Here is a 21,161-nt window from a genome sequence, read left to right as displayed (position 1 = left end):
TTCATCACCTTCTGCAATTCTCGGGTATGAGATCTACCCATTGATCTACTTCATAATTCAAGATTAATCCGTCATCCGTTGTAAACTTTCGATATGGAATTTCCCTGCCTTGATTGTCTGTTTCATGCATGCCTAAACCACGAGAAATACGGAATTCAAATGAAATGCCTCTTGGCACCTCAAACGTGCCGCCATATAGTCCTTCTTGGATCTTCGGTAACTCAATACCGGCATATAACATATCTGTATCTGGCGTAAATGCCGGCACTTTAACGGAAAGATTCACGGTGACCGTATCGGAAATATGAGGCACAACTGCGATTTCTAAATGGGCTGTCACGTTATTATTTCTATAAGTGACGAGGGTGTTCCCAGCTTTTTTGGGGATTAATCTTCCGTCCTTTGTTACTTCCAAAATATCTGGATCACCAACATCATAGGTTGCATCTAAATCCGTCATCATAAATCCGCTATCAAAGTGTACAACCGCATTTAATGTTTGTTTGAGCCCCTCTATGCCAACAATTTCAGGACCATGCAAATCAACACGGACCGGCGTACCTATTTCGCCAAAAAAATAGATTAAAGGCGCATGAACCCGAGCCGCCCAATCCTTTTGAGAGTGGCCGGAATTGACAGCAAGGTAATACATCAGGTCATTTCCAGGCTGGTAGCCGCTTCTAATAAGTTTATCTGCCACATGCCTCACATGCTTCTCCATCACGGTAAAACCCTCAGCATCTCCTACATCCATCCATATTTTAAGATCCTTTTTTTCTGTGTAGACACGGCTTAACCATCGATCTTCCATCGTGCTCGGGTCGACACTGACAAAAAATGGGCATAGCGCACCTACCATACCAAAGGTCTCTGATTGACGGAATCCTATATTGTAAGACACGAGCCCACCCGCGGAGGATCCCATTAACGCCGTGTTAAATTTATCAGGTAACGTCCGATATTCTTTATCGATGTAAGGTTTAACTTCCCCAATGAGGAATTCCTCATAAAGTTCGCCTTGATTGGTCGTATTAAAAATATTGTGTCCCTCTGGATTGGCATGCATATATTCTGATATTCTTGTGTCTTCCACATGAGAGATGGCAACAACGATAATTTCTTTCATTTTCCCCTGAGAAACCAGTGCATCCACTGTGGTATGAATATCCCAAGACTCGCCTTTTTGATCTTCAAAAAACATATGTTGACCATCATGCATATAGAGAACAGGATATCGTTTTTCTTCATTCTTCTCATAACTATCAGGTAAGTAAATAAACATATCTCTCTCATTATTAAGAATACTGGAATAAAAGTTCTTGATGGCAATTAACCGCGATAAATTCACAAGGCATTCTCCCTCAACGAATATAATTAGGAGTGGGCCGACAAGAAGAAGAATTTCTCATTGTTTACGTAATCCACATCCTGAATGTAGCGATCCATCATGCGTACAATTTCTTTAAAATCATTCAAATCGAACATGATTTTATTCATGCCGTCTCTCAGGATTTCCGAACAATTGCATGTGCATATGGCGGTGATATTTTTATGCGTTTTGTATACTTCATTAGCCAAAAATTCGTTCATGACTATTCCAGGGCTGTCTGGAAATTGAGATAAGAACGTATTCATGCTGCTAGCCGTGTTATCTGAGACATAAATCTGGTCTTCTGATAAATTTGATTTTTGCTGAATAAATTCCACGAATTCCACATTATTGTAAGAATCCATAACCAGAAATTGGGGGGATTCACCAAGTAAACGCTGGGATAAATGAAAGCTTTGCTCAAAATCTGGGAGGACTTTATGAAACAATGAGTTATCAATATAACTATCCATTACAAATACGGGAACCCCAAATCCAAAGTAATTGGATATCGTCGAGAATCTGTCTTGATCCACATTTATTAAGAACGCACCATCCAGATTTCTTTCCATAATAATCTTGTTGGATGGTGTCATGCTGTCGATTTGCATAAAGAGGACATGGTAACCTAACTCGCTGCATAACTGCTCAAGCTTGAAAATGGTTTTCGCATATTTCAAATCAGACCATACATGCTGATTTTCCTCTTTGAACAAGATTATGCCAATTAATCCGGTTTTCTTGATTTTTAAAGACTGGGCTGTTCGGTTTGTCACATATTTCAGCTGTTGAGCAATTTTAAGAACTTTAACACGCGTTTCATCCGAAATGGATTGCGTCTTCACATTGTTTAAAATATAAGAAACCGTCGCGATCGATACATTTGCTTCTTTTGCAATATCTTTTATAGTTGTTTTTTTCATGGATAAGCCGCCTCTACTTAAACGTTTAAGTTTTAAGTCGATTTAACCATATCCCTATTCTTTTGTCAAACCAATCCATTAGAAGTCTTTAATACGATCCATCCGAATGCAGGTAAACTTACGGTAATCATATCACCTTCCATTTCGTATGATCCGTTGCCTATCAATTGTTCGAATGAAGAGGCCTGATGAATGTTGAAATGAACTTGTTTCCATTGGTTGCTGTTATTGAAACAAATGTAGATTCGTTCATTGTCCATCTTTCGTTGCACGACAAGCTGATTATTTTTGGCATACATAAAATGGAATGAGCCTTCTTGTAATACACGATGTTTCTTTCGAATGGCAATCATATCCCGATAGAAATCAAAAAGCCCGTGGTTTTGTTTGTCTTTTTCCCAAATCATTGGTTTCCTGCAATCCGGGTCTGCCCCCCCTGTCATCCCTACTTCATCTCCATAGTAAATGCAAGGCGTTCCAAGGAACATGAATTGAAACAGTACAGCCAGCTTTAATTTATTCTCGTCCTGTGCGACTGTGAGCAGTCTCGGCGTATCGTGGCTTCCCAGAACGTTAAAGGTTGCTTCGTTTACTTGCTGCGGGTAATTAGCCAAGAGCCAATTGATTTGATAGGAGAACTGTTCCGCATCCAGGGTATCCTTCGCAAAAAACTCGATAATGGCATCCGTTGCAGGATAGTTCATGACCGCGTCAAATTGGTCTCCTTCCAGCCACGGCATGGCATCATGCCAAATCTCCCCTAGAATATAAAAATCAGGCTTTAATGCTTTTAATTTTTTTCTGAACTCTCTCCAAAAATCGTGGTCAACCTCATTAGCCACATCCAGTCTCCAACCATCAATATCGCATGCGGTAACCCAATACTGGGCAACGTCCAGCAAGTATTTTCGCACTTCTGGGTTAGCTGTATTCAGCTTGGGCATATGTGATTCAAAGGCAAAACAATGATAAGATGGTCTTGGCTCACGCGTAATCGGAAATTGCTTGATATGGAACCAATCTCGGTATTTAGATGCCTCTCCGTTCTCGATCACATCCTGAAAGGGTGCAAAGTCATAACCACTGTGATTAAACACCGCATCAAGGATGACACGAATGCCGCGCTTATGACACGCATGTACCAGCTCTTTCAATAACTTAACATCTCCAAAATGGGGATCAACTTTGAAGTAATCTGTCGTATCGTACTTATGATTTGTTTTCGCTTCGAATATAGGGGTGAAGTAAATGGCGTTGACACCTAAAGAACGGATGTAATCTAGCCGATCTAACACACCTTGCAAATCACCTCCATAATAATCTTGCGGACCCGGATGGGTGTCTTCCCATGAGCGCACGTCTGCCGGGTCATTGCCTAAATCCCCGTTAGCGAACCTCTCCGGAAAAATCTGATAAAATACAGATTCCTTTACCCACGCTGGCGGTTTTAACACCTCATGCGACCAAATAAACGGAAAATCGAAAAAGGTCAGCGGGTTTTTCGGTTTCTCTTTACAAAAACCTTTCTCCGTGTACCAATACGCTTGATCCCTGGATACCAAATGAAATGCATATCTAAGTCGTAAATGTGGAGGTGCGATTTCTACTTGCCAATAATCGAATAATTCGTCGCTTGCTATTTTATGAAGAGCCTTTTCACATACGGTGTTATCCCAATCATATTTATCGCCGTAGATGGCTTGAACCCCTTCGAGATCATCTTTTTGGGTCCGAATTCTGATATGAATGAGATTATCGCCGTATGCATAGCAATAGGAATTCCTTGGTCTGTGATAGATTGCTTCTAATAACATGGTACACTCCTTTGACATATGTGGTTTGTAATCCCTTACCCTTTATCCGCACCTGCTGCGATCCCGTTAATTAAATATTTCTGGAAGTACATATACAGGATCGTAATCGGCAATGCAACGAGCACAGCACCCGCAGCAAATAAGGTAAAGCTGGAATTCGTCTCATTCGCCACCATATTATATAACCCTTGCGCTAACGTCATTTTTTCCGATGATCTTAGAACAATTTGCGGCAAAATAAAATCCATGAAGGGCGTAATAAAACTATTCAGTGCAACGAATGTAATGGCCGGTAACGATAAAGGTAAAATAATTTTTAAAAAGGAATCCTTATTACTGGCGCCATCTATAAAAGCAGCTTCTTCGAGACTTTTGGGAATCGTGTCAAAATGACCTTTCATCACCCATGTCCCCATTGAAATGGAGCCGCCAGCATAAATCAGAATTAACCCTAGATGTGTATCTAGCAATCTCGTTTGCAACAGTAGAACAAATAATGCCATAACCGATAAGAAACCGGGAAACATTTGTAAGATTAATAACGTCATTAACCCTTGTTGTCTACCTTTAAATCGAAATCTAGAAAAGGCATAAGCGGTCGCCGCTACTAGTGTAGTGGATATCAACGCGTTCGAAATAGCGATCTTTATCGTATTCTTGTACCACAATCCAAAATCAGTGTTCTTCATCAGATCAACATAATGAGCAATCGTGGGATGATCAGGGAACATCTGACTTACCAATAAGGTATTACCAGGATGAAGTGACGTTCCAATTACCCAAATAATTGGATAAACAGTTGTAATAGTTAGCACGATAAAAATCATATAGATGCCAGTGACCAGTAATTTTCTTTTTATTTTCGACATTTAGACCAAATCCTCTTCTTGATTTGATTTCATCCGCCTGTAATTCCATAAGGAAAAGATCGCAATGAAAATGAACATAATGACAGACACAGCAGAAGCCATATTAAATTGACTTTGGTTCAGTGTCATTTTAAAAATCCATGAGATCAAAATATCGGTGCTTCCGGCGTAGTAAAAGTCAGGATTATTCGGTTTCCCATCCGTTAGTAAATAAATCAGATTGAAATTATTAAAGTTAAAAGCGAATTGCATAATAAAAATAGGTGCAGTAGCCAATAAGACAAGAGGAAGCGTGATCTTAAAAAAGTTTTGTAGTTTTGAGGCACCGTCTACCTCTGCAGCTTCGTAAATGTCACGCGGCATTGTCGTTAAGATCCCCGACATCAACGCCATGAGAAACGGTGTTGAGAACCATAAATTAACAATAAGGATGGATACTTTCGCCATTGTCGGATCTGAGAGCCAAGGCACTGGTGAGAAACCAAGCTTCATTACTAAATCGTTAATAGGACCGAATGAGCCGTTTAATAATACCCTAAAAACCAAGATCGATATAAATTGCGGAACCGCCCAAGGCAGAATAAAGATGGTCCTCCAAAATTTTTTGAGTCTAATCTTAGGATGATTCACCATCATCGCTAATAAAAGTCCGCTCAGAAAAACGGTGCTGGTCGAAACTGTAGCCCATATCAAATTCCAGACGGATATACCGAAGAAGGTAGATCTCCATGATTCTTGTGCAAATAAATCATAGAACACGCTAAATCCGATCCAATCAACTAATGCGCGATCCGGAATATGTCCAGGAGCCGAATAGTTGGTAAATGCAATCAACACATTAAATAGTAGCGGTATAACGGTAACAAACAGGACAAAAAAAGCTGCGGGCAATAACAAAAGGTAAGGTAATTTACGAAATTTCATGGTTTGAATTGAATCTGTAAATTTCGGAGCATATTTTCCTTCGTCTCTAAGCGCTCCATTTTTTCTGGCATCATAAATATTCATGAAATAAAAACCCAAGTACAGAAGAATGACTACGAGTGTGATTAGACCATTGATTAATAGAAAAATAGAATGGTCACCCTGCACGACTTTCCCATTGATAACCTTAGTAGGCACATCTCCTAACGTTATAAATCCCACGATGCCTTTATAGGCAATAGGATAATAGTTCCAAAAGAACAATTGAGCTAGAATTATATAAATCAGGCCCTTCAGATATTGCTTGTTATACAGCTGGCCTAATCCTATAAAAACCGCAGAGAAAATCGTGGCTTTTGTCTGATGCTGACGAGAACTCTTTTTCATATACATACTGCTGAGACCGCCTTATTGAGATTTGGAGAATCATCCTACTTTGTAGTTTTTATTGCTGTTTTGATTTGACTTACAGCTTTATTCAAGACTGTACCCGGATCTTGATTGTCATTCCAAATGGATGAGAGTGCAGCACTTGCAGGAACCCAAACATTACCCATCTCCGGAATAGACGGCATAGGAGTTGAATATTTGGCTTGCTCTAAGAAGGCCATTGTATTCGGGTCTTTCGTAAGAATCGGATCGTCCATCAGGTCTTTCCTCGGAGGCAATTGAGTTGTCATCTCAAAACGTTTCGTTAAATTTTGTTTACTTGTCGCATAACTAGCAAACAATTTTGCAGCAACCGGATACTTCGTGTACGAGTTCACATACAAACCTCTAATGCCTGAAAAACTTACTGGGTGTTCCCCATTAGGCAATAGAGGTAATGGAGCCACGCCATAATCTATTTTCGTATTCACCAAACTTGAAGCGAACCACGGTCCATTAATAATGGCAGCTGTTTTACCTTCTTGGAAAAACCCAGTGATAATATTATCATTGAGGTCGTTTATATTTAAGGGCAGCACTGTTTTAAAGGATTGTAGAAATTCTGCTCCTTCTATCGACTTCTCATTGTTAAGACCGATATCATTTACATCCGTTCCATGATTGCCAAATACATATCCACCGTAACCACCAAGGAATGAATAAGATAAGTACAACTGACCTACATCCCACATAAAACCAAACTTTTTGCTTTCCGGATCGTTATAAGTTTCGGCAAACTTAATGATCTCCTCGTAAGTCTTCGGTGCTTTTCCCATCAACTTCTTATTGTAAAAAAGCGCATAGGTGTCAATGGCTGTTGGAAACCCATAAAGGACTCCATCATAGCTAACGCCATCTATTGCTGAAGTCATAAAATCTTTTTTTTCAGAATCGGTATACACATCATTTTGCAATACGAGTCCTGCCATAACCGCATTCCCCAATTGATCATGCGGCGATGAGAAGACATCAGCCCCAAGTCCAGCGGGTCCATCCGTGGTAAGTTTCTTGACGGCATCTATCGCAGGAACAGGCTCTACCTTTACTTTTATGCCATATTCCTTTTCAAAGCCTTGTGCGACCGCTTTCATATAATCGAATTCAGGACCTTTTGATTCCCACACAAGTAATTCAGCCCCGACCTCTGGCTTCATCCCCTCTTGCTGTTCGTTTCCTGCTGCTTCATTCCCTTGCGATGGCTGGCTTGATGATTGATTATCCGTTCCACATGCAGTAAGCAATGAAAAGCTAAATAACGTTAAAATAATGGTGGAAATCAGCAAACGTTTGGACATGGATACTCCCCCTTTTTGATCACTTAAACGTTTAAGTTGTATTTCACTGCTATAGTAACTTCTAATCAATACCAAAGTCAATGTTAAATTCTTACAAAACAAAAAAACGGATAAACGTTACTAACGTTCATCCGTCTACTAATATGACTTTTTTATAGAACCATACCCGCTTCTTCACTCACATCTCTTGGATCAACTGGAAACTGAACAATCTCATGCACTTCACCTAGCGAGGTGACTCGAATGGCACTCAATGCAACTTTCCTGTAAGCTCCGGTATCAATATTCCACGAGTGAGACGCCTCATCATATTCAGGAGACCCCGACTTGCAAGGCGTGTGACCAATTATTTGAAGTCTACCGATATTTCTCAGCGGTGTTCGATTCCAAAGCACGCCTAACTCGTTTCCTTCATCAAATGGAGATTCGACCTGATCCGCAATACCCGCATGGCTTATCAATATATGCTCATTCTCCCAAATAAGTGGAAGCTCATGAATCCATTCGGATACCTCCTGCAGCTCCATGTTAGCAGCCCTAAGCTGATTCAGCGTCTTAAAGCCGCATTGCGGAAGCCAATATTCGTTAGGACCATTCTCTAGATGCTGTGAAAACTCGTATTCATGGTTGCCTTTGAGAAATACAGCGTTCGTGCCATACCGCTTTCTCAGTTCCTTAGCCAAAAGGAGTGTGCCCGGCGTATCATTCCCACGATCGATTAAATCCCCTAGTTGGACGAGCAGCTCCTTATCAGGATTCCAATGTCGGTCAAGAAGCCCTTTAAACGTATGAAGACAGCCATGTACATCACCAACGACAAATAGATTCATAAGACTATTATTTCTCCTTTGATTCCTATAAACACATTAAATTTCATCTGTATAACTACTTATAACTTTCTTAACATGGGATGACAAAACAATATTTGTTGAAGGTGATCCATATTCCATGGCTTCGTCAATAAAAATTTCCAAACTTTCCACGGAATGAGTTGCTACTTTTGCAATATAACTAATTTCCCCGGCTACTCGATAGCATTCCAATACGTCTGGATGATTGTGACAAAAGCTTGCCAAAGCTTTGCAATCCTTTGATTCAAATAATATGAGAGCCATGATGTTCCGATCTAATTTTTGAAGGGACACACTCGCATGATATCCTTCAATCGTATGATTATCTTCTAACTTTCGTACTCGCTCAATGACAGCTGGGGAAGATAAATGAACAATCTCCGCCAAATCTTTCATTGAAATCTTAGAATTTTTCTGTAATTCGCTTAATATCGTTTGATCAATATTATCCAAATGCATACAACCTCTTTTTATAAAGCATGATAACTAAATTATTTTGATAAGTAAAGTTGATTCGCCTATTATCCGTTCCTAACTCATGTAATTAGCATTTGTTTCTGTCTAATATACTACTTAGGAGGCGATATCATGAAAAAAATATTGTTATTATTAGCAGATGGCTTTGAAGCTTTGGAGGCGAGTATGTTCACAGACGTTTTTGGGTGGAATAAGTGGGAGGGCGATGGATCTACAGAAATAGTTACTGTCGGTTTCCACAAAAAATTAAAATGCACTTGGAACCTTACGATCATCCCTGAAAAAACAATAAGTGAAATAGATGTGGAAGAATTCGATGCCCTAGCTATCCCTGGAGGGTTTGAAGAAGCTGATTTTTACAATGATGCTTTTGATGAAAGATTTCTTGAAATTATTAATAAAAGCGGAATATTAACGAATAGAAACGCAACCACTTACAGCCATCCAACAAGTCATCGAATTGAACAGTTACGAACATTTGGTGCGATCGTACAGAACATGCCGATTGTTCAAGACGGGCATTTGATAACTTCTTCGAATCCAGCTTCTGGATTTGATGTTGCTTTTCTCTTGCTTGAAAAATTAACTTCAGAAAAAAACGTCAAACGTGTTAAAGAATTAATGGGATTTGAAATTTGACATTCATGTATCCCCATAACGAAAAAGCTCGACCCCTAACTATATATGCACGTATGCATGCCGTGAGAAGGAACAATCCTTATGCGATTTAGAGTTACGCTCCCTTTTTGGAATGCAGCCCTCAGCTAACCTTTTTAAAAGGGAACAGCTATCGATCCTTCAGCATACACGTCGCATTGCGTCCAAAGCAATCATCATCACCATTGAAACGATTGACGAGATGATTGCCGAAGCTGGACTGACGATCACAGATCGTTGTGTAGCCAAGAAGGGAAACTTCACAAGACAGATTTTGGTTTGTTCGTGAATCTAGCGTAATGAAGCTTATTAGGCCTTCGTGTCCAAATGATGGTTAACTAAAGAAATGAAGTCATGAACAAACAACTCCTGATGCTCCCTACTTCTCGTGCCCAGCAAAATGGAATTCATTGAAGAAATCCCCGGCACGTCCACTCTGGCAAGGACACCCTGCTTCAATAAAGGTTCCGCTACCAAAGAAGAGACAAAACTTACTCCATAACCCGCCATTACAGCAAGAATCGTCTCATGCAGCCCATTAAATTGCAATTTAATTTGGGGAGGACTGATCTGCTGTTCTCTGCATAGCTGAAATAATCTTTCTCTCGCAGCACTTCCCTCTTCTCTCATAATAAACGGTTCTGATGCAATTTCTTTAAGTGTAACCTTGTGCAATGCATATTTATGCCCGGGTGCGACGACGAACAAATACTCATCCCTGTACAGCTCTGTACATTCAAACTCATCTGGATCTGCGAAAGGCGCACCCATATCGCTGTAGATCGCTACATCGACCTCAAAGTTGATTAATTTTTCTATCGCTTCGTGCGAGTTGACCGTCGTAATCTGTACTTCAACGGCAGAATATCTTTGTTTAAATAAGGAGGCCCACTTCGGAATGAGTACACTCGTAGCTAGATAATTTCCAGCAATCCGTAATTTTCCTTCAGGATAGTTATGATGGTCTTCGATTATATTCTGTACCTGCTCCTCGATTGAGAACATCTTCTCCAGCGGCTTCATCAGCTTGTTCCCTAAAGGAGTTAGAACCAGGCCTCTGCCCCGAATGTTGAATAATTTTATATCGTTTTCTTTTTCAAATTTACGAATTTGTGCCGAAATAGCTGGTTGGCTAATATGTAATTTTTCTGAAGCTTTCGTTACACTGCCAGTTAACGCCACATAATAAAACAACCTCAGCGCATGAAGGTTCAATAGCATCTCCACCTATATATAAAAGTTATACGTATTCGATATTATATATTATTCGTTTATACGTCTACCTATTATACTAGACTTACATTTCAATGAGGAGGATTACAGGATGGAAACTACGTTATATTTGACCCGTCACGGACAAACCGAATGGAATCTGGTGAGAAAGATGCAGGGACATATGGATTCCCCTCTTACACAACTTGGGGTTCAACAAGCCCAATGGTTGGGTGAGCGCTTGTCCACCGTTCCGTTCGATGCAATTTATTGCAGTTCCAGTCCCCGAGCAATAACTACGGCAGGTATTATATCAGGTCATCGGTTCTCGGAAATCGTGAAACTTGATTCCCTAAAAGAAATTAACATGGGACTATGGGAAGGCCAGCATATCGAACAAATTACACAAGATTCTCCTACTCCATTTCATCAATTTTTCAATGAACCTCATTTATACCAACCCATGGGGCAGGGGGAGAGCTATAGTGAATTGATGAAAAGAGCGCTTCCTGCGATCCAAGATATCCTAACGAATCATAATGGCCAACAAGTGCTTATTGTAACTCACCGGATCACGTTAAAAGCGATTATGAGCTATTTTATGAATAAACAGCTGAATGAAATCGGGAGCATGCCCGACATTCACCCAACTGCTCTATGCAAAGTTACGATTCATAATGACGTCCTGAACGTTGATTTATATGGGGACACCGCTCATTACCAGAATTAACCTCACTCTCCAATTCATATTCTTGTTCTTTATTCCCTTTTTCAAAAAAAGGGGGTGTTCCAAAAAGGCCCATTGAGCTGGGACACCCCCTTTGCCTGTTGTATGGCGCTACGTGTACGAATCGTTCCTCCGACCACTCTTGCCCCCGAATTTCTTGAATTATTTTCTTCGCGGAAGAAATTCGGGGACAAAGGCGTATGCTTTCGATGCGAGCTTTCCTTTGGAAAGCTTTTAGCCGGACGCTAACGCTTCTCCGGAATCGCTTCGTCCTCTCCGCTACTTCGTACATGCCCAATTCAAAAGATGCTGACTAGCGAACGCAACCACTATACGTTCGTGTGGGGTAGAGCGGTGGTAAAGCACAAAGCAAAGCTGTAGAAGAAAGTCCAAACGCTATCTGGCTTTCGCTCGCCTATAATTTAATCTAAAAGGCAGCAATAGATCGAAATAAAGAAATGACGATGCATGAATTAACCTCCTGCACCGCCATTTCTTTATTTTTCGTACCTTTTTTTGATTAAAGCGAGCTATTCTTTAAGTGAGCTTACCACTTTTGGGACGGCCCTTTTCAATTTTAACCAGTTGTATTTATCGAGGACTATACGACTTTCTGTCATTATCTTCTTCATGAATAGCAATCCATTCACTATCAATATCTGTAACCTACGACAATGCCAACATCGCATTCATGTCTTCCTCAGCCGTGGTAATCAACTTCAATCCAAAGAGCTCTACCAGCACTTCCAGCACTCCAGACGAGATAAACTCAGGCGGCTTCGGTCCGATCCGAATGTCTTGAATGCCAAGGCTGAACAAGCCCAGCAGGATGGCAACCGCTTTTTGCTCAAACCAAGACAACACGATGCTGACGGGCAGCTCGTTCACGGAACACTCAAAAGCATCAGCCAAGGCCAAGGCAATTTTCACCGTTGAACCGGAATTATTGCATTGCCCAAGGTCAATATAACGCGGAATACCCGTGTCTCCCACGGTGCCATAATCTACGTCATTAAAGCGGAATTTTCCGCAAGAAGTGGTTAAAATGACCGTATCGTTCGGCAAGGAAGTCGCTAACTCCCGGTAATAATTTCCGCCTTTGCCCGGCGCGTCGCAGCCTGCAATAACGAAAAAGCGGCGGATATGCCCGTCTTTGACTGCTTGAATGATCTCAGGAGCAAGTCCGATCACTGTTTCATGGTGGTATCCAGTCGTGAGCACTTGTTCTGACTCTACATCAGCCGCAGGCAGCAATAAAGCGCGCTCAATCAATGGGGTGAAATCATCATCCATGATCTTTGCTACACCTTCCAGCCCTGCTACTTCATAAGAGAAAAAGCGATCCGCATACGTGCCTTTAATCGGCATTACACAGTTCGTGGTAGCGAGAATCGCACCCGGAAACTGCTCGAACAGTCTGCGCTGATCGTACCAGGCTTTGCCGATGTTGCCTTTCAGATGCCCATACTTCTTCAGCGCCGGATAACCGTGTGCAGGCAGCATTTCCGAATGGGTATAAATGTTGATGCCCTTTCCTTCCGTCTGCCGCAGCAGTTCCTCCAGTGCATACAAATTATGTCCTGTCACCACAATGCAATGGCCTTCAATTTTATTCTGGCTGACTGTGATCGGCTGTGGGATGCCAAAGCGATCTGTGTGCGCGCGATCCAGCACATCCATGATCCGTACCGCCGCATTTCCGACCTTCATCGCCATGTCCAGATGCTCCTGCGTATTAAAATTGGAATTGGTCAATGTCATGTACAAGGCTTCGTGGGTGATACGATCCACTTCGGGATCACTATATCCTAGTTGCCTGGCATGTGTCGCATAGGCTGCAATACCTTTTAATGCAAAAATCATCGTATCCTGCAAACTCGCTATAGTTTCATTCTTGCCACACACCCCAACCACGGTACATCCGCCATTCGGTGTCTGTTCACACTGATAACAGAACATATCATTTTCCTCCCATAATATAGAAAAATTAGTCGTTATCTACAGCGTAACAGAGCTCCTAACCTTGAGGTGTGATTACACACACATTTTTATATCGAAGTGATTGACAACAATTATTTTCATTCATTTAATCTTCAAACAAATTTTTTAGGAGAAAGAAGTATATATTGAAATAAATATGTTGAAGCCAGATACAAGAAAAATAATATACGCAAATGCCTTTCGTTTTTCTTGCAGTTCAGAAAGGCCCATTACTAAGAACATTACTCCTAAGAAGAAAACCATGAAAGGCATTACTACAGCTTTATCAGTTATTAAAAAATAGATAGCTAAAATAGATGCAATGAGTCCAAACACAATTCTTAATATTTTTAACAAATGAACTCCCTCCCAACTTTTCCATAATTATACTACATACATTGAGGTACTAAAAATTATTTATTCAAAAACAGGTTGACTCGCTTATTGCTACGACTGATTCTGCCTGAAGTCGTGTCCTTATTCTAAAAAAATAGCCCTTGCCCGTTGGGCAAAGGCTATCATCTTACTAAAGAAAAAGTACTTACTTAACACTTAACATACGCAAAATCATCACAATCGCCTCAGCACGCGTCGCCAGCTTCTCTGGCGCAAATATATGCTCGCTGCGTCCTTGGATTACTCCTGCTTGATAAGCTGCCGCTACATACGGCTGTGCCCATTGCGGGATTTGAGCGGCATCTTTAAATGTAAGCTCCTTCACATCAGATAATGATATCCCCATGGCTCGAACAATAATCGCTGCCATTTCTGAACGACTGATTTGTGCTTTCGGACGAAAAGTTTGATCCTCATAGCCACTGACAAGACCTGCTTGCAAGGCTTGTGCTATCGCAGGACGTGCCCAACTCTGAATATCCTTTGCATCCTTGAAGGATAATGGGCTTCCTTCACCTTCAAGATTCAAAGCTCTAACAAGCATCGCTACAAATTCTTCTCTGCTTATCGGTTTATCTGGTCGGAATAACGCGCCATTGTAACCTTTGACAAAACCAAACTGGATGGCCTGGTTAATATAACCTTCCGCCCAATGACCAGCGATATCTCGCAGCGCAGTAGTGGAGTTATCATGGCCGGCCCCTTTTTGCCCGGTATCTGTACCCTTATCATCCTTACCGTCCTTGCTACCCTTACCATCTTTAGAATCCTTAGACCCTTTACTATCTTTACCATCCTTAGCATCAGGCACAGTTCCAGGGGATGTAACGGATCCCGGACCCGGATCACTTGGATACCATGGGGAGCCAGTTTCTGCTTTAATCTTTACACGGAAATCTTTGCTCAATAACGCTTCTCCCTTAGTAAACGTAGCCGTTAGAACAAGCGATAAATCGGATTGTCCCGCTGCAGGACGTTTCAAAAGCTGTCCGTCAACGTTCAAATAAGCTGGATTTGAGCTGCTCCATGAAATTGTAGTATCATAGGCGCCTTTCTTAGGAAGCAGTATGTTCGATTTAATCACTTCACCATCTTTGATCTTTAACAAAGCAAGCTCATCCTCAATTGTGAGCATATCACGAGCTTTGCTTAGTACGGATAATGCAGTATCAATTACTGGCTTCGATGCGGATAATTGATTTATTGTAGCTCCCGCTGTTTCCAAAGCTTGCTGCAGATCTTGCCAGCCTTGCTCGGAATATTTTTCTCGCTTCAGCTTCTCATCATGGATACCTGTTATCAGATCAATTAGCGCTCGTTTATCGCCGATTTTGTTCTTATCGCTAAACACTCCGAACTCCTCAAATGAATATCCGAAGATCGTCGCCCTCTCAACCCCTTCGAATTTGACGTACCTAGCTTTTGTATTGTTAAAGTTAATGACCTCATACCCGCCTTTGCCGTCAATAATACCATTATTCGTGGTTGTAACATTCGTCCAATTTTCTTTGTCCTCTGACACAAGTATTTTATACTTCGTACCATAAGCTGTCTGCCACGAAATAGCCACCTTATCCACTTCCATCGATTCACCAAGATCTACAAGGAACCAGGTTTCATCCACCCATTCACTCGACCATCTCGTATCCGCTTTTCCATCCACCGCTTTGTCCGGTGTATAAGAAGCAGATTCAGGATTTGAAGACTCGGCGAGCTTATTTAAGGCAAGATTGCCTTGCAAGTCTAGTTTTGTATTCAATACTACGATTTGGTCAATCACACCTTTGAACGCATTGGTAGTACTCCCTATTTTCTCCACCGGTAATACAAAGGTTTCAAGCTTAGTTCCATCCTTCAACGTTGCGGAATATTCGCCACCATTAATAAAAATCGATGTACCAGCGTCATCTCCTGTCAGTACGATATGCGTCCATTTGTCCGTAGGGACTTGATAGTCGAAAACGCTCGTATAATTTTCTTTGGTAAAGCCAATTTTCCCGCTATTCCCCATATTAAACTTTAATTGTCCTTCAGGTGATTCCAGCAAAACAGTATCGCTTGGATTGTCAGCATCCGGCTTGATCCACATCGAGAGTGTCCAGCCAAAGCCAAGTGAGCGAAGCGGCGTTTGGATATAGCTAGCTCCTCCGTTAAGCTTAGCCCCTTCTCCAAATATCCCTTCTGTCAGTTTCACATTATGGTCAGCAGCATCATAACCATTGCCGGAAGTATCGCTAAAGCCATCTTCAAATGAATACTCGATAACCTTATTTTCCTGATTCTTGACATCTACCTTATGAGCTAAATTCACATTAGGTGGATCTCCATATTGAGCAGCCTCCGATAGGAACAATTGAAAATTTTTATCTGATCTTGTACCAGACCACATTTTTTCAGAAAGCACCTGCATAGAAAGCAAAATTCGTCGATGGGAATCCGCCATGGACACACCTTTTTCAACGGAAATGTCATTCCATAGAGCAAACATGCCACCCTTCACTTTAGGATGTCCATATGGAAGTACATTTTCAATCCAATCGATAGGCTCCCACTTATTATAAATATAATCATAGTTCAAATAATTCCGATATAATTGCGGTACGATATAGAGCAGATTGGTGTTGACATTAATAATGTCATAGCCTAGCTCAGCCGCTTGCTTCGCACTGCCATATGGCTCATACCATATGTCCATTGTCGCTTCATTACTAATAGGAGTATTACCATCATATTGAGACAGGCCACCCCATACCCGTGCATGCTTTCCTTTTCCATTAATATGGTTGATTAATGTGTCCATATATTGTCGAAATGCTTCCTTGTCACTTCCAAAATATTCATCCATACCGATATGAACATCAGGACCTATAAATGTAGGATTGTCGCCATCGATATATTCATCAAATAAGCCTTTGACAAATGCGATCGTTTCGGGTCTAGTTATGTCCAACTGCTTACCTTCTCCTAAAGATGGATCATAATCGATGAACACACCAGAATGTCCAGGCGTATCGATTTCTGGTACTACATTAACACCATATGCCATGCCTAGCCTCTGTAGCTCCCTAAATTCATCCTTCGTATAGAAGCCATCCTGACTTGCCAGTCCAGGATATCTCTCACTTTCCAGACGAAATGCCGCCTTCTTACCGTTAGCAAATGGCGTTCCAACATCATCATTAAGATGAATTTGGAACCGATTCATTTTGTAATAGGACATCAACTTCACATAGTCTTGCAAAAAATCAATGGTATAAAACTTACGAGCTACATCAAGCATAAAGCCGCGATCTTCATACTTAGGATAGTCACGCGTTATCCCCATTGGCATGCGAATATGTTCAGTATCATGACTTAAGATTTGTAGAATCGTTCTAGTTCCATAAAATACACCTGTTATGTCTGTAGATGTAATGGAAGCGTATTCATTAATATCTAATATATAACCCTCTACGCCGAGATTAGATAGTGCTGTATCTATCGATAGATAAATATCCCCTGAGCGCGGTGCTCCATATTCGATCTCAAGATTAAGCTTGGTTAGATCCTCCAGATCTTGCTTCGTTGTCTCAGCCGCATGTTGCAAGGCAGCCTGATCCGCTGGATTGATGACAATTCTTGATTCCTCAGTTAACACAAAATCCCCTGTACGTCCAAGCCACTCACGCAAAGAAGGAATGACCCTTGGCACTGCATTCTCATCCCCTGATTGCGTATACTCGCCCGGAACCGTAACAAGCACATTGTCCGTTATTTTTTCATTCGGATCGCTCTCACTTTCAATCTGCAACAACAGATGAACATCGACATCTACCAAAGGCGTATGAATATTTCCTTCCTTGTCAATGACAGGCAAGCTGTCGGTGCCAAGTAGTGTTAATTTGTAACCTTCGCGAATAGAAGGAAGTACTACGTTCTCTTGGTCTTTTTCTATGGTGATGGCTTCCTTTACCTCCTGCATAATCTCAGGCAATACATCTCTTTCTTCATACACTTCAAATTCAAAAAATGAATATCCATACAGCACACCTTCAACAGGTCTTCTCTCCACACCTTGAAATTTTACATATCTCGCTTCCTTTTGCTCGAACTCGATAGCCTCATTTCCCGGGCCTTTCGCTGTCAAAATTCCATCACCCACCGTAACATTGCTCCAATTTTCATGATCACTGGATACTAGAATCTTGTAAGTATTCGCTGGAGTTTGCCAATTAATGACCACTCGGGCTATTTTTTTGATCTCACCCAAATCTACATAAAACCATTGATCATCCTCTGCTGCTGAGGACCATCTTGTTTTGGGATCGCCGTCTACCGCATTTTCAGGTACAAGCCAATCCACTTCATTGCCTGATGCAAAGGTCGGCTGGCCTAATGCAAGATTGTTTGATGAAGCAACTACTTTATCCGATTTAACGATGCCCATCATGAAAGCGATTACCAAAAATAGCATCACAAAAGCCTTTTTATTGTTCATCCCTGTCCTCCCATTGATATGGATTATAGTCATTTCTAAACTACCTCTTTTATTAACCCCCTTTCTAAAAAAGCGCTTTCAACCATTATTACTCCAACGTTTTCTTTTACAAATTTATTATAGGTAATTGTTTTCTTAGTTTCGATATACTTATTTTTACTTTTATATACAGATGTTGATGCTATTGTTAATCTTGTTACTTGGCTCGATAGTTTGCCGATGTCACATCTTCAATTAGTCCCAGTCCATAAAAGATGTGATATCAAGCTTCTTTTTCCCGCAATCAGGACATGTTAACACAGTTGTAGTTGGGGAAAGTTCTTCTAGCGGTTCGGACGGCAGTGGTTCTGAGCATCGGGAGCAATTATAACTTATTTCATAACGATCAGAATTGGACTTAATCTGCAAGAACAACTCATTGTGCAAATTGTTGCATTTGCCACAAACGAATAGTGCTTCGTAACTGTCGTGCTTAGCACTCTCATCAGAAATGAATGCCGTGATCCGCTGATGAGCCTCTGTATTCTTAATTATCGGTAAGATTGAACTTAGGTACATATGGCTGAATCCAATACCCAAAAACACATCACGACTGTATGTACAGTGTTTGCAATTTAGTTTATAAGCTGTCCCCACACCATTACCTGCTTTCATCATAGGATTACTTTTCTTATACATCATTATCTATCCTACACACCCTGTGTGCTTCTCCGCGTACTTCTCCAGAGCATTTACGAGTCGGTAGTGCTCTTCATCTTCGACCGGGACATATCGTCGAGTCGAGAGATCGAGAATAAACCATTCTCTGGACTTGTATCGGTCCATCCCCAGATAAATCGTTCCGTCGATACTAGCCTGGACAAGTCGGGTTCCGTTGTTATCCACGAAAACACTAACATCGCTTATTAGTGCCTCTGGCTGAATCTTCAATTTCATCTGTTCGAACTTCTTTCCTAGCCCTTTGGTGGTATCCAGCAAGCCGAAACCATACAGCACCATAAGGAAAAGAATCGTACCTAGCTGGGGAAAAACGTACGGAAGCTCCAGTCTTCGTGGCCCTTGTGTATGTCGTACGATCCAGGTAGACTGGACGTCTGCCGGTAGCATCATGCGTAACCGTTGTCCATCGAAATCTGCTAACGTATACGCCTCCGAACAGCTACTTTCCTTGTCCACCCTTCCATTCGAGAGAGCCCAAATGATCGCAGCTTCACCCAGATACAAGTTCAACGTCTGTGCAAAAATAGAAACATCCTTCATTGTTCCTTCGCTGACAAGCTGACCGCTGTAGGCACGATAACCAGTAACGTAACGCCCCCGTGGACTAACATGCATATATTCATCTTAGTAAGCTCTTTTCTCCAACTGCACAGTTCTACTGTTAATTCGCCACTTCTTTAAGCAATTCCGTTAAGCCGTCCTAAGTCATCTGCTTCAATTCGTTCAAGTATAGTCAATAAAAAAGACTCCGCCAAACTTCCTTTCATAATAACCTTTCTGGCTTCATCAAAAGTAAACCACTCAGCATGCTCAACTTCACAATTAATTTGCATAAGTGTCTCATCATGTGCTACAGAGACGAAATTTAACATCAGTGTATTGGAGCGTTCAAAATACAGGCTTCGCATGTACTTGTACTCATCCACATGAAGTCCTACCTCTTCCTCCACCTCACGGATTAACGTCTCTTCCGCTGATTCCCCCCGATTGACATAACCAGCCAGCAAAATGTAATCTTTCATATTATATTGCCGGATCAACAGCACCTTGTTCCGTTCTTTGTTCAGCACTGCTGTGCTTATCGCCGTACTAAAAATAGGAAAGCGAAACACCTGACATGAATCACAATACGGGATCAATCCTTCACCTTCACATTCCTTGGAATGTAATTCCGTTCCACAAACATAACAATACTTCATCACTCATCCACCTGCATTCTATGAAATAAATAGTCCGTTTCATTATATTGTTGTTGCATCAGAAGCTTAATAGAACCTAGTGCCTAAAATCTGTTCATTTCTTTTGTGATTTATCTCGTTCCAAATATCATGAGAAGCTTTCCATTTTCTTTTGCAAGAGCTATATAAATGACCCCGCCTAGACATCCCGGAGGAAGAGTTCCTTCGATAATCCAAGCTTCTGCAATAGGGTTATAGCTGATAGCGAAGGGAGTTTCCTCCAAAAAATGAGAATAATACTCCGCTAAATAGGAGAAGATTGCCGTTGCAACTGCATGTTCATCTGTAAGCTCTCCAAAAGCAATATCATCTCCAAACCGATCTTGCTGGAGAAGAGTGTCACGATCGGCGAAATAGAGTTCAAACCTCCCAAATAAATTCTCATCATCCAAATCACGTTCTACAAAACCATATTCGATGACTTTCTCCTTTTGAAAAACGTTGCGTTTGCTCTTTTTCTTATAGTCGACCCGTACGGTGATTTGATTGACTCGAAGCCGGTCACGTTCTCGCTCCTGCTCCGCTATTAATTGCTCCAAAGCATCCATAAAGCTCATTTTGAATCACCCTCAAAGAGATTGTTGAGATCAGGAGGAATCTATGCACTTCCATATATTCACTCCATCTAGTTGTGAATTATAACACAGGCTTAGACTTCACCTAAAATGTGCTCCTCTCTTTGGCTGATGTTGTTCGACAAACACCATTCTACCAAAGATTCGGAGCCCTATTCACGTTTTCAAAGAGTCGTACTTTCGAAATCCGGGTTAATTACTGTTTAACGTAATACAGATAACATTGTC

17 protein-coding genes are annotated in these 21,161 nt (G+C 41.3%); 2 read left to right on the top strand and 15 right to left on the bottom strand.

Annotated elements, in window-relative coordinates; all coding sequences use genetic code 11:
- Positions 1-4 precede the first annotated feature (4 nt).
- The 8 genes from MNQ98_RS12360 to MNQ98_RS12325 form a co-directional block, all read right to left on the bottom strand.
- A complete protein-coding gene (locus MNQ98_RS12360) occupies positions 5-1,348 on the bottom strand; it encodes an alpha/beta hydrolase (RefSeq protein ID WP_241933428.1) in 1,344 nt (447 codons plus the stop codon).
- Between the two features lie 26 nt (positions 1,349-1,374).
- Positions 1,375-2,292, bottom strand: a complete 918-nt coding sequence (locus MNQ98_RS12355; protein ID WP_241933427.1) for a LacI family DNA-binding transcriptional regulator — start codon at positions 2,290-2,292, stop codon at positions 1,375-1,377.
- Between the two features lie 65 nt (positions 2,293-2,357).
- On the bottom strand, positions 2,358-4,106 hold the full coding sequence (locus tag MNQ98_RS12350) for an alpha-glycosidase (RefSeq protein ID WP_241933426.1): 1,749 nt from the start codon (positions 4,104-4,106) through the stop codon (positions 2,358-2,360).
- Between the two features lie 35 nt (positions 4,107-4,141).
- Positions 4,142-4,975: a sugar ABC transporter permease gene (locus MNQ98_RS12345; RefSeq protein ID WP_241933425.1), complete on the bottom strand. Its 834-nt coding sequence runs from the start codon at positions 4,973-4,975 to the stop codon at positions 4,142-4,144.
- The gene (locus MNQ98_RS12340; RefSeq protein ID WP_241933424.1) at positions 4,976-6,292 is read right to left on the bottom strand and encodes a sugar ABC transporter permease; all 1,317 of its coding nucleotides are present in this window, start codon (positions 6,290-6,292) and stop codon (positions 4,976-4,978) included.
- Positions 6,293-6,330: 38 nt separating this feature from the next.
- Positions 6,331-7,623: a sugar ABC transporter substrate-binding protein gene (locus MNQ98_RS12335; RefSeq protein WP_241933423.1), complete on the bottom strand. Its 1,293-nt coding sequence runs from the start codon at positions 7,621-7,623 to the stop codon at positions 6,331-6,333.
- A 152-nt stretch (positions 7,624-7,775) separates the two neighbouring features.
- Complete coding sequence (locus tag MNQ98_RS12330) at positions 7,776-8,453, bottom strand: metallophosphoesterase family protein (RefSeq protein ID WP_241933422.1); 678 nt, start codon at positions 8,451-8,453, stop codon at positions 7,776-7,778.
- A gap of 36 nt (positions 8,454-8,489) precedes the next feature.
- Positions 8,490-8,927: an Lrp/AsnC family transcriptional regulator gene (locus MNQ98_RS12325; RefSeq protein ID WP_241933421.1), complete on the bottom strand. Its 438-nt coding sequence runs from the start codon at positions 8,925-8,927 to the stop codon at positions 8,490-8,492.
- A gap of 135 nt (positions 8,928-9,062) precedes the next feature.
- Between MNQ98_RS12325 and MNQ98_RS12320 the strand changes: the two genes are divergently transcribed.
- On the top strand, positions 9,063-9,590 hold the full coding sequence (locus tag MNQ98_RS12320) for a DJ-1/PfpI family protein (RefSeq protein WP_241933420.1): 528 nt from the start codon (positions 9,063-9,065) through the stop codon (positions 9,588-9,590).
- Positions 9,591-9,917: 327 nt separating this feature from the next.
- Here the strand turns inward: MNQ98_RS12320 and MNQ98_RS12310 are convergent, their stop codons facing one another.
- Entirely contained in the window at positions 9,918-10,823 is a 906-nt protein-coding gene (locus MNQ98_RS12310) for a LysR family transcriptional regulator (RefSeq protein WP_241933419.1), read from the bottom strand.
- A gap of 109 nt (positions 10,824-10,932) precedes the next feature.
- Here MNQ98_RS12310 and MNQ98_RS12305 point away from each other — a divergent pair, with 109 nt between their 5' ends.
- On the top strand, positions 10,933-11,550 hold the full coding sequence (locus tag MNQ98_RS12305) for a histidine phosphatase family protein (RefSeq protein WP_241933418.1): 618 nt from the start codon (positions 10,933-10,935) through the stop codon (positions 11,548-11,550).
- A gap of 663 nt (positions 11,551-12,213) precedes the next feature.
- Here MNQ98_RS12305 and hcp read toward each other — a convergent pair.
- The 6 genes from hcp to MNQ98_RS12275 form a co-directional block, all read right to left on the bottom strand.
- The gene (gene hcp / locus MNQ98_RS12300; protein ID WP_241933417.1) at positions 12,214-13,506 is read right to left on the bottom strand and encodes a hydroxylamine reductase; all 1,293 of its coding nucleotides are present in this window, start codon (positions 13,504-13,506) and stop codon (positions 12,214-12,216) included.
- Positions 13,507-13,653: 147 nt separating this feature from the next.
- Positions 13,654-13,884 (bottom strand): DUF3953 domain-containing protein, encoded by a 231-nt coding sequence (locus MNQ98_RS12295; protein ID WP_208914341.1) that lies wholly within the window; start codon positions 13,882-13,884, stop codon positions 13,654-13,656.
- 184 nt (positions 13,885-14,068) lie between these two features.
- A complete protein-coding gene (locus tag MNQ98_RS12290; protein WP_241933416.1) occupies positions 14,069-18,400 on the bottom strand; it encodes a discoidin domain-containing protein in 4,332 nt (1,443 codons plus the stop codon).
- Between the two features lie 684 nt (positions 18,401-19,084).
- Positions 19,085-19,735 carry a hypothetical protein gene (locus MNQ98_RS12285; protein WP_241933415.1) on the bottom strand — a complete coding sequence of 217 codons (651 nt, stop codon included), beginning with the start codon at positions 19,733-19,735 and terminating at the stop codon, positions 19,085-19,087.
- A gap of 62 nt (positions 19,736-19,797) precedes the next feature.
- The gene (locus MNQ98_RS12280; RefSeq protein ID WP_241933414.1) at positions 19,798-20,319 is read right to left on the bottom strand and encodes an NAD(+) diphosphatase; all 522 of its coding nucleotides are present in this window, start codon (positions 20,317-20,319) and stop codon (positions 19,798-19,800) included.
- A gap of 110 nt (positions 20,320-20,429) precedes the next feature.
- Complete coding sequence (locus MNQ98_RS12275; protein ID WP_241933413.1) at positions 20,430-20,915, bottom strand: NTF2 fold immunity protein; 486 nt, start codon at positions 20,913-20,915, stop codon at positions 20,430-20,432.
- Between the last annotated feature and the right edge of the window lie 246 nt (positions 20,916-21,161).

It is taken from the genome of Paenibacillus sp. N3/727, from assembly GCF_022637315.1.
Lineage (GTDB): Bacteria > Bacillota > Bacilli > Paenibacillales > Paenibacillaceae > Paenibacillus_AQ > Paenibacillus_AQ uliginis.
This window is presented reverse-complemented; position numbering and strand designations above follow the sequence as displayed.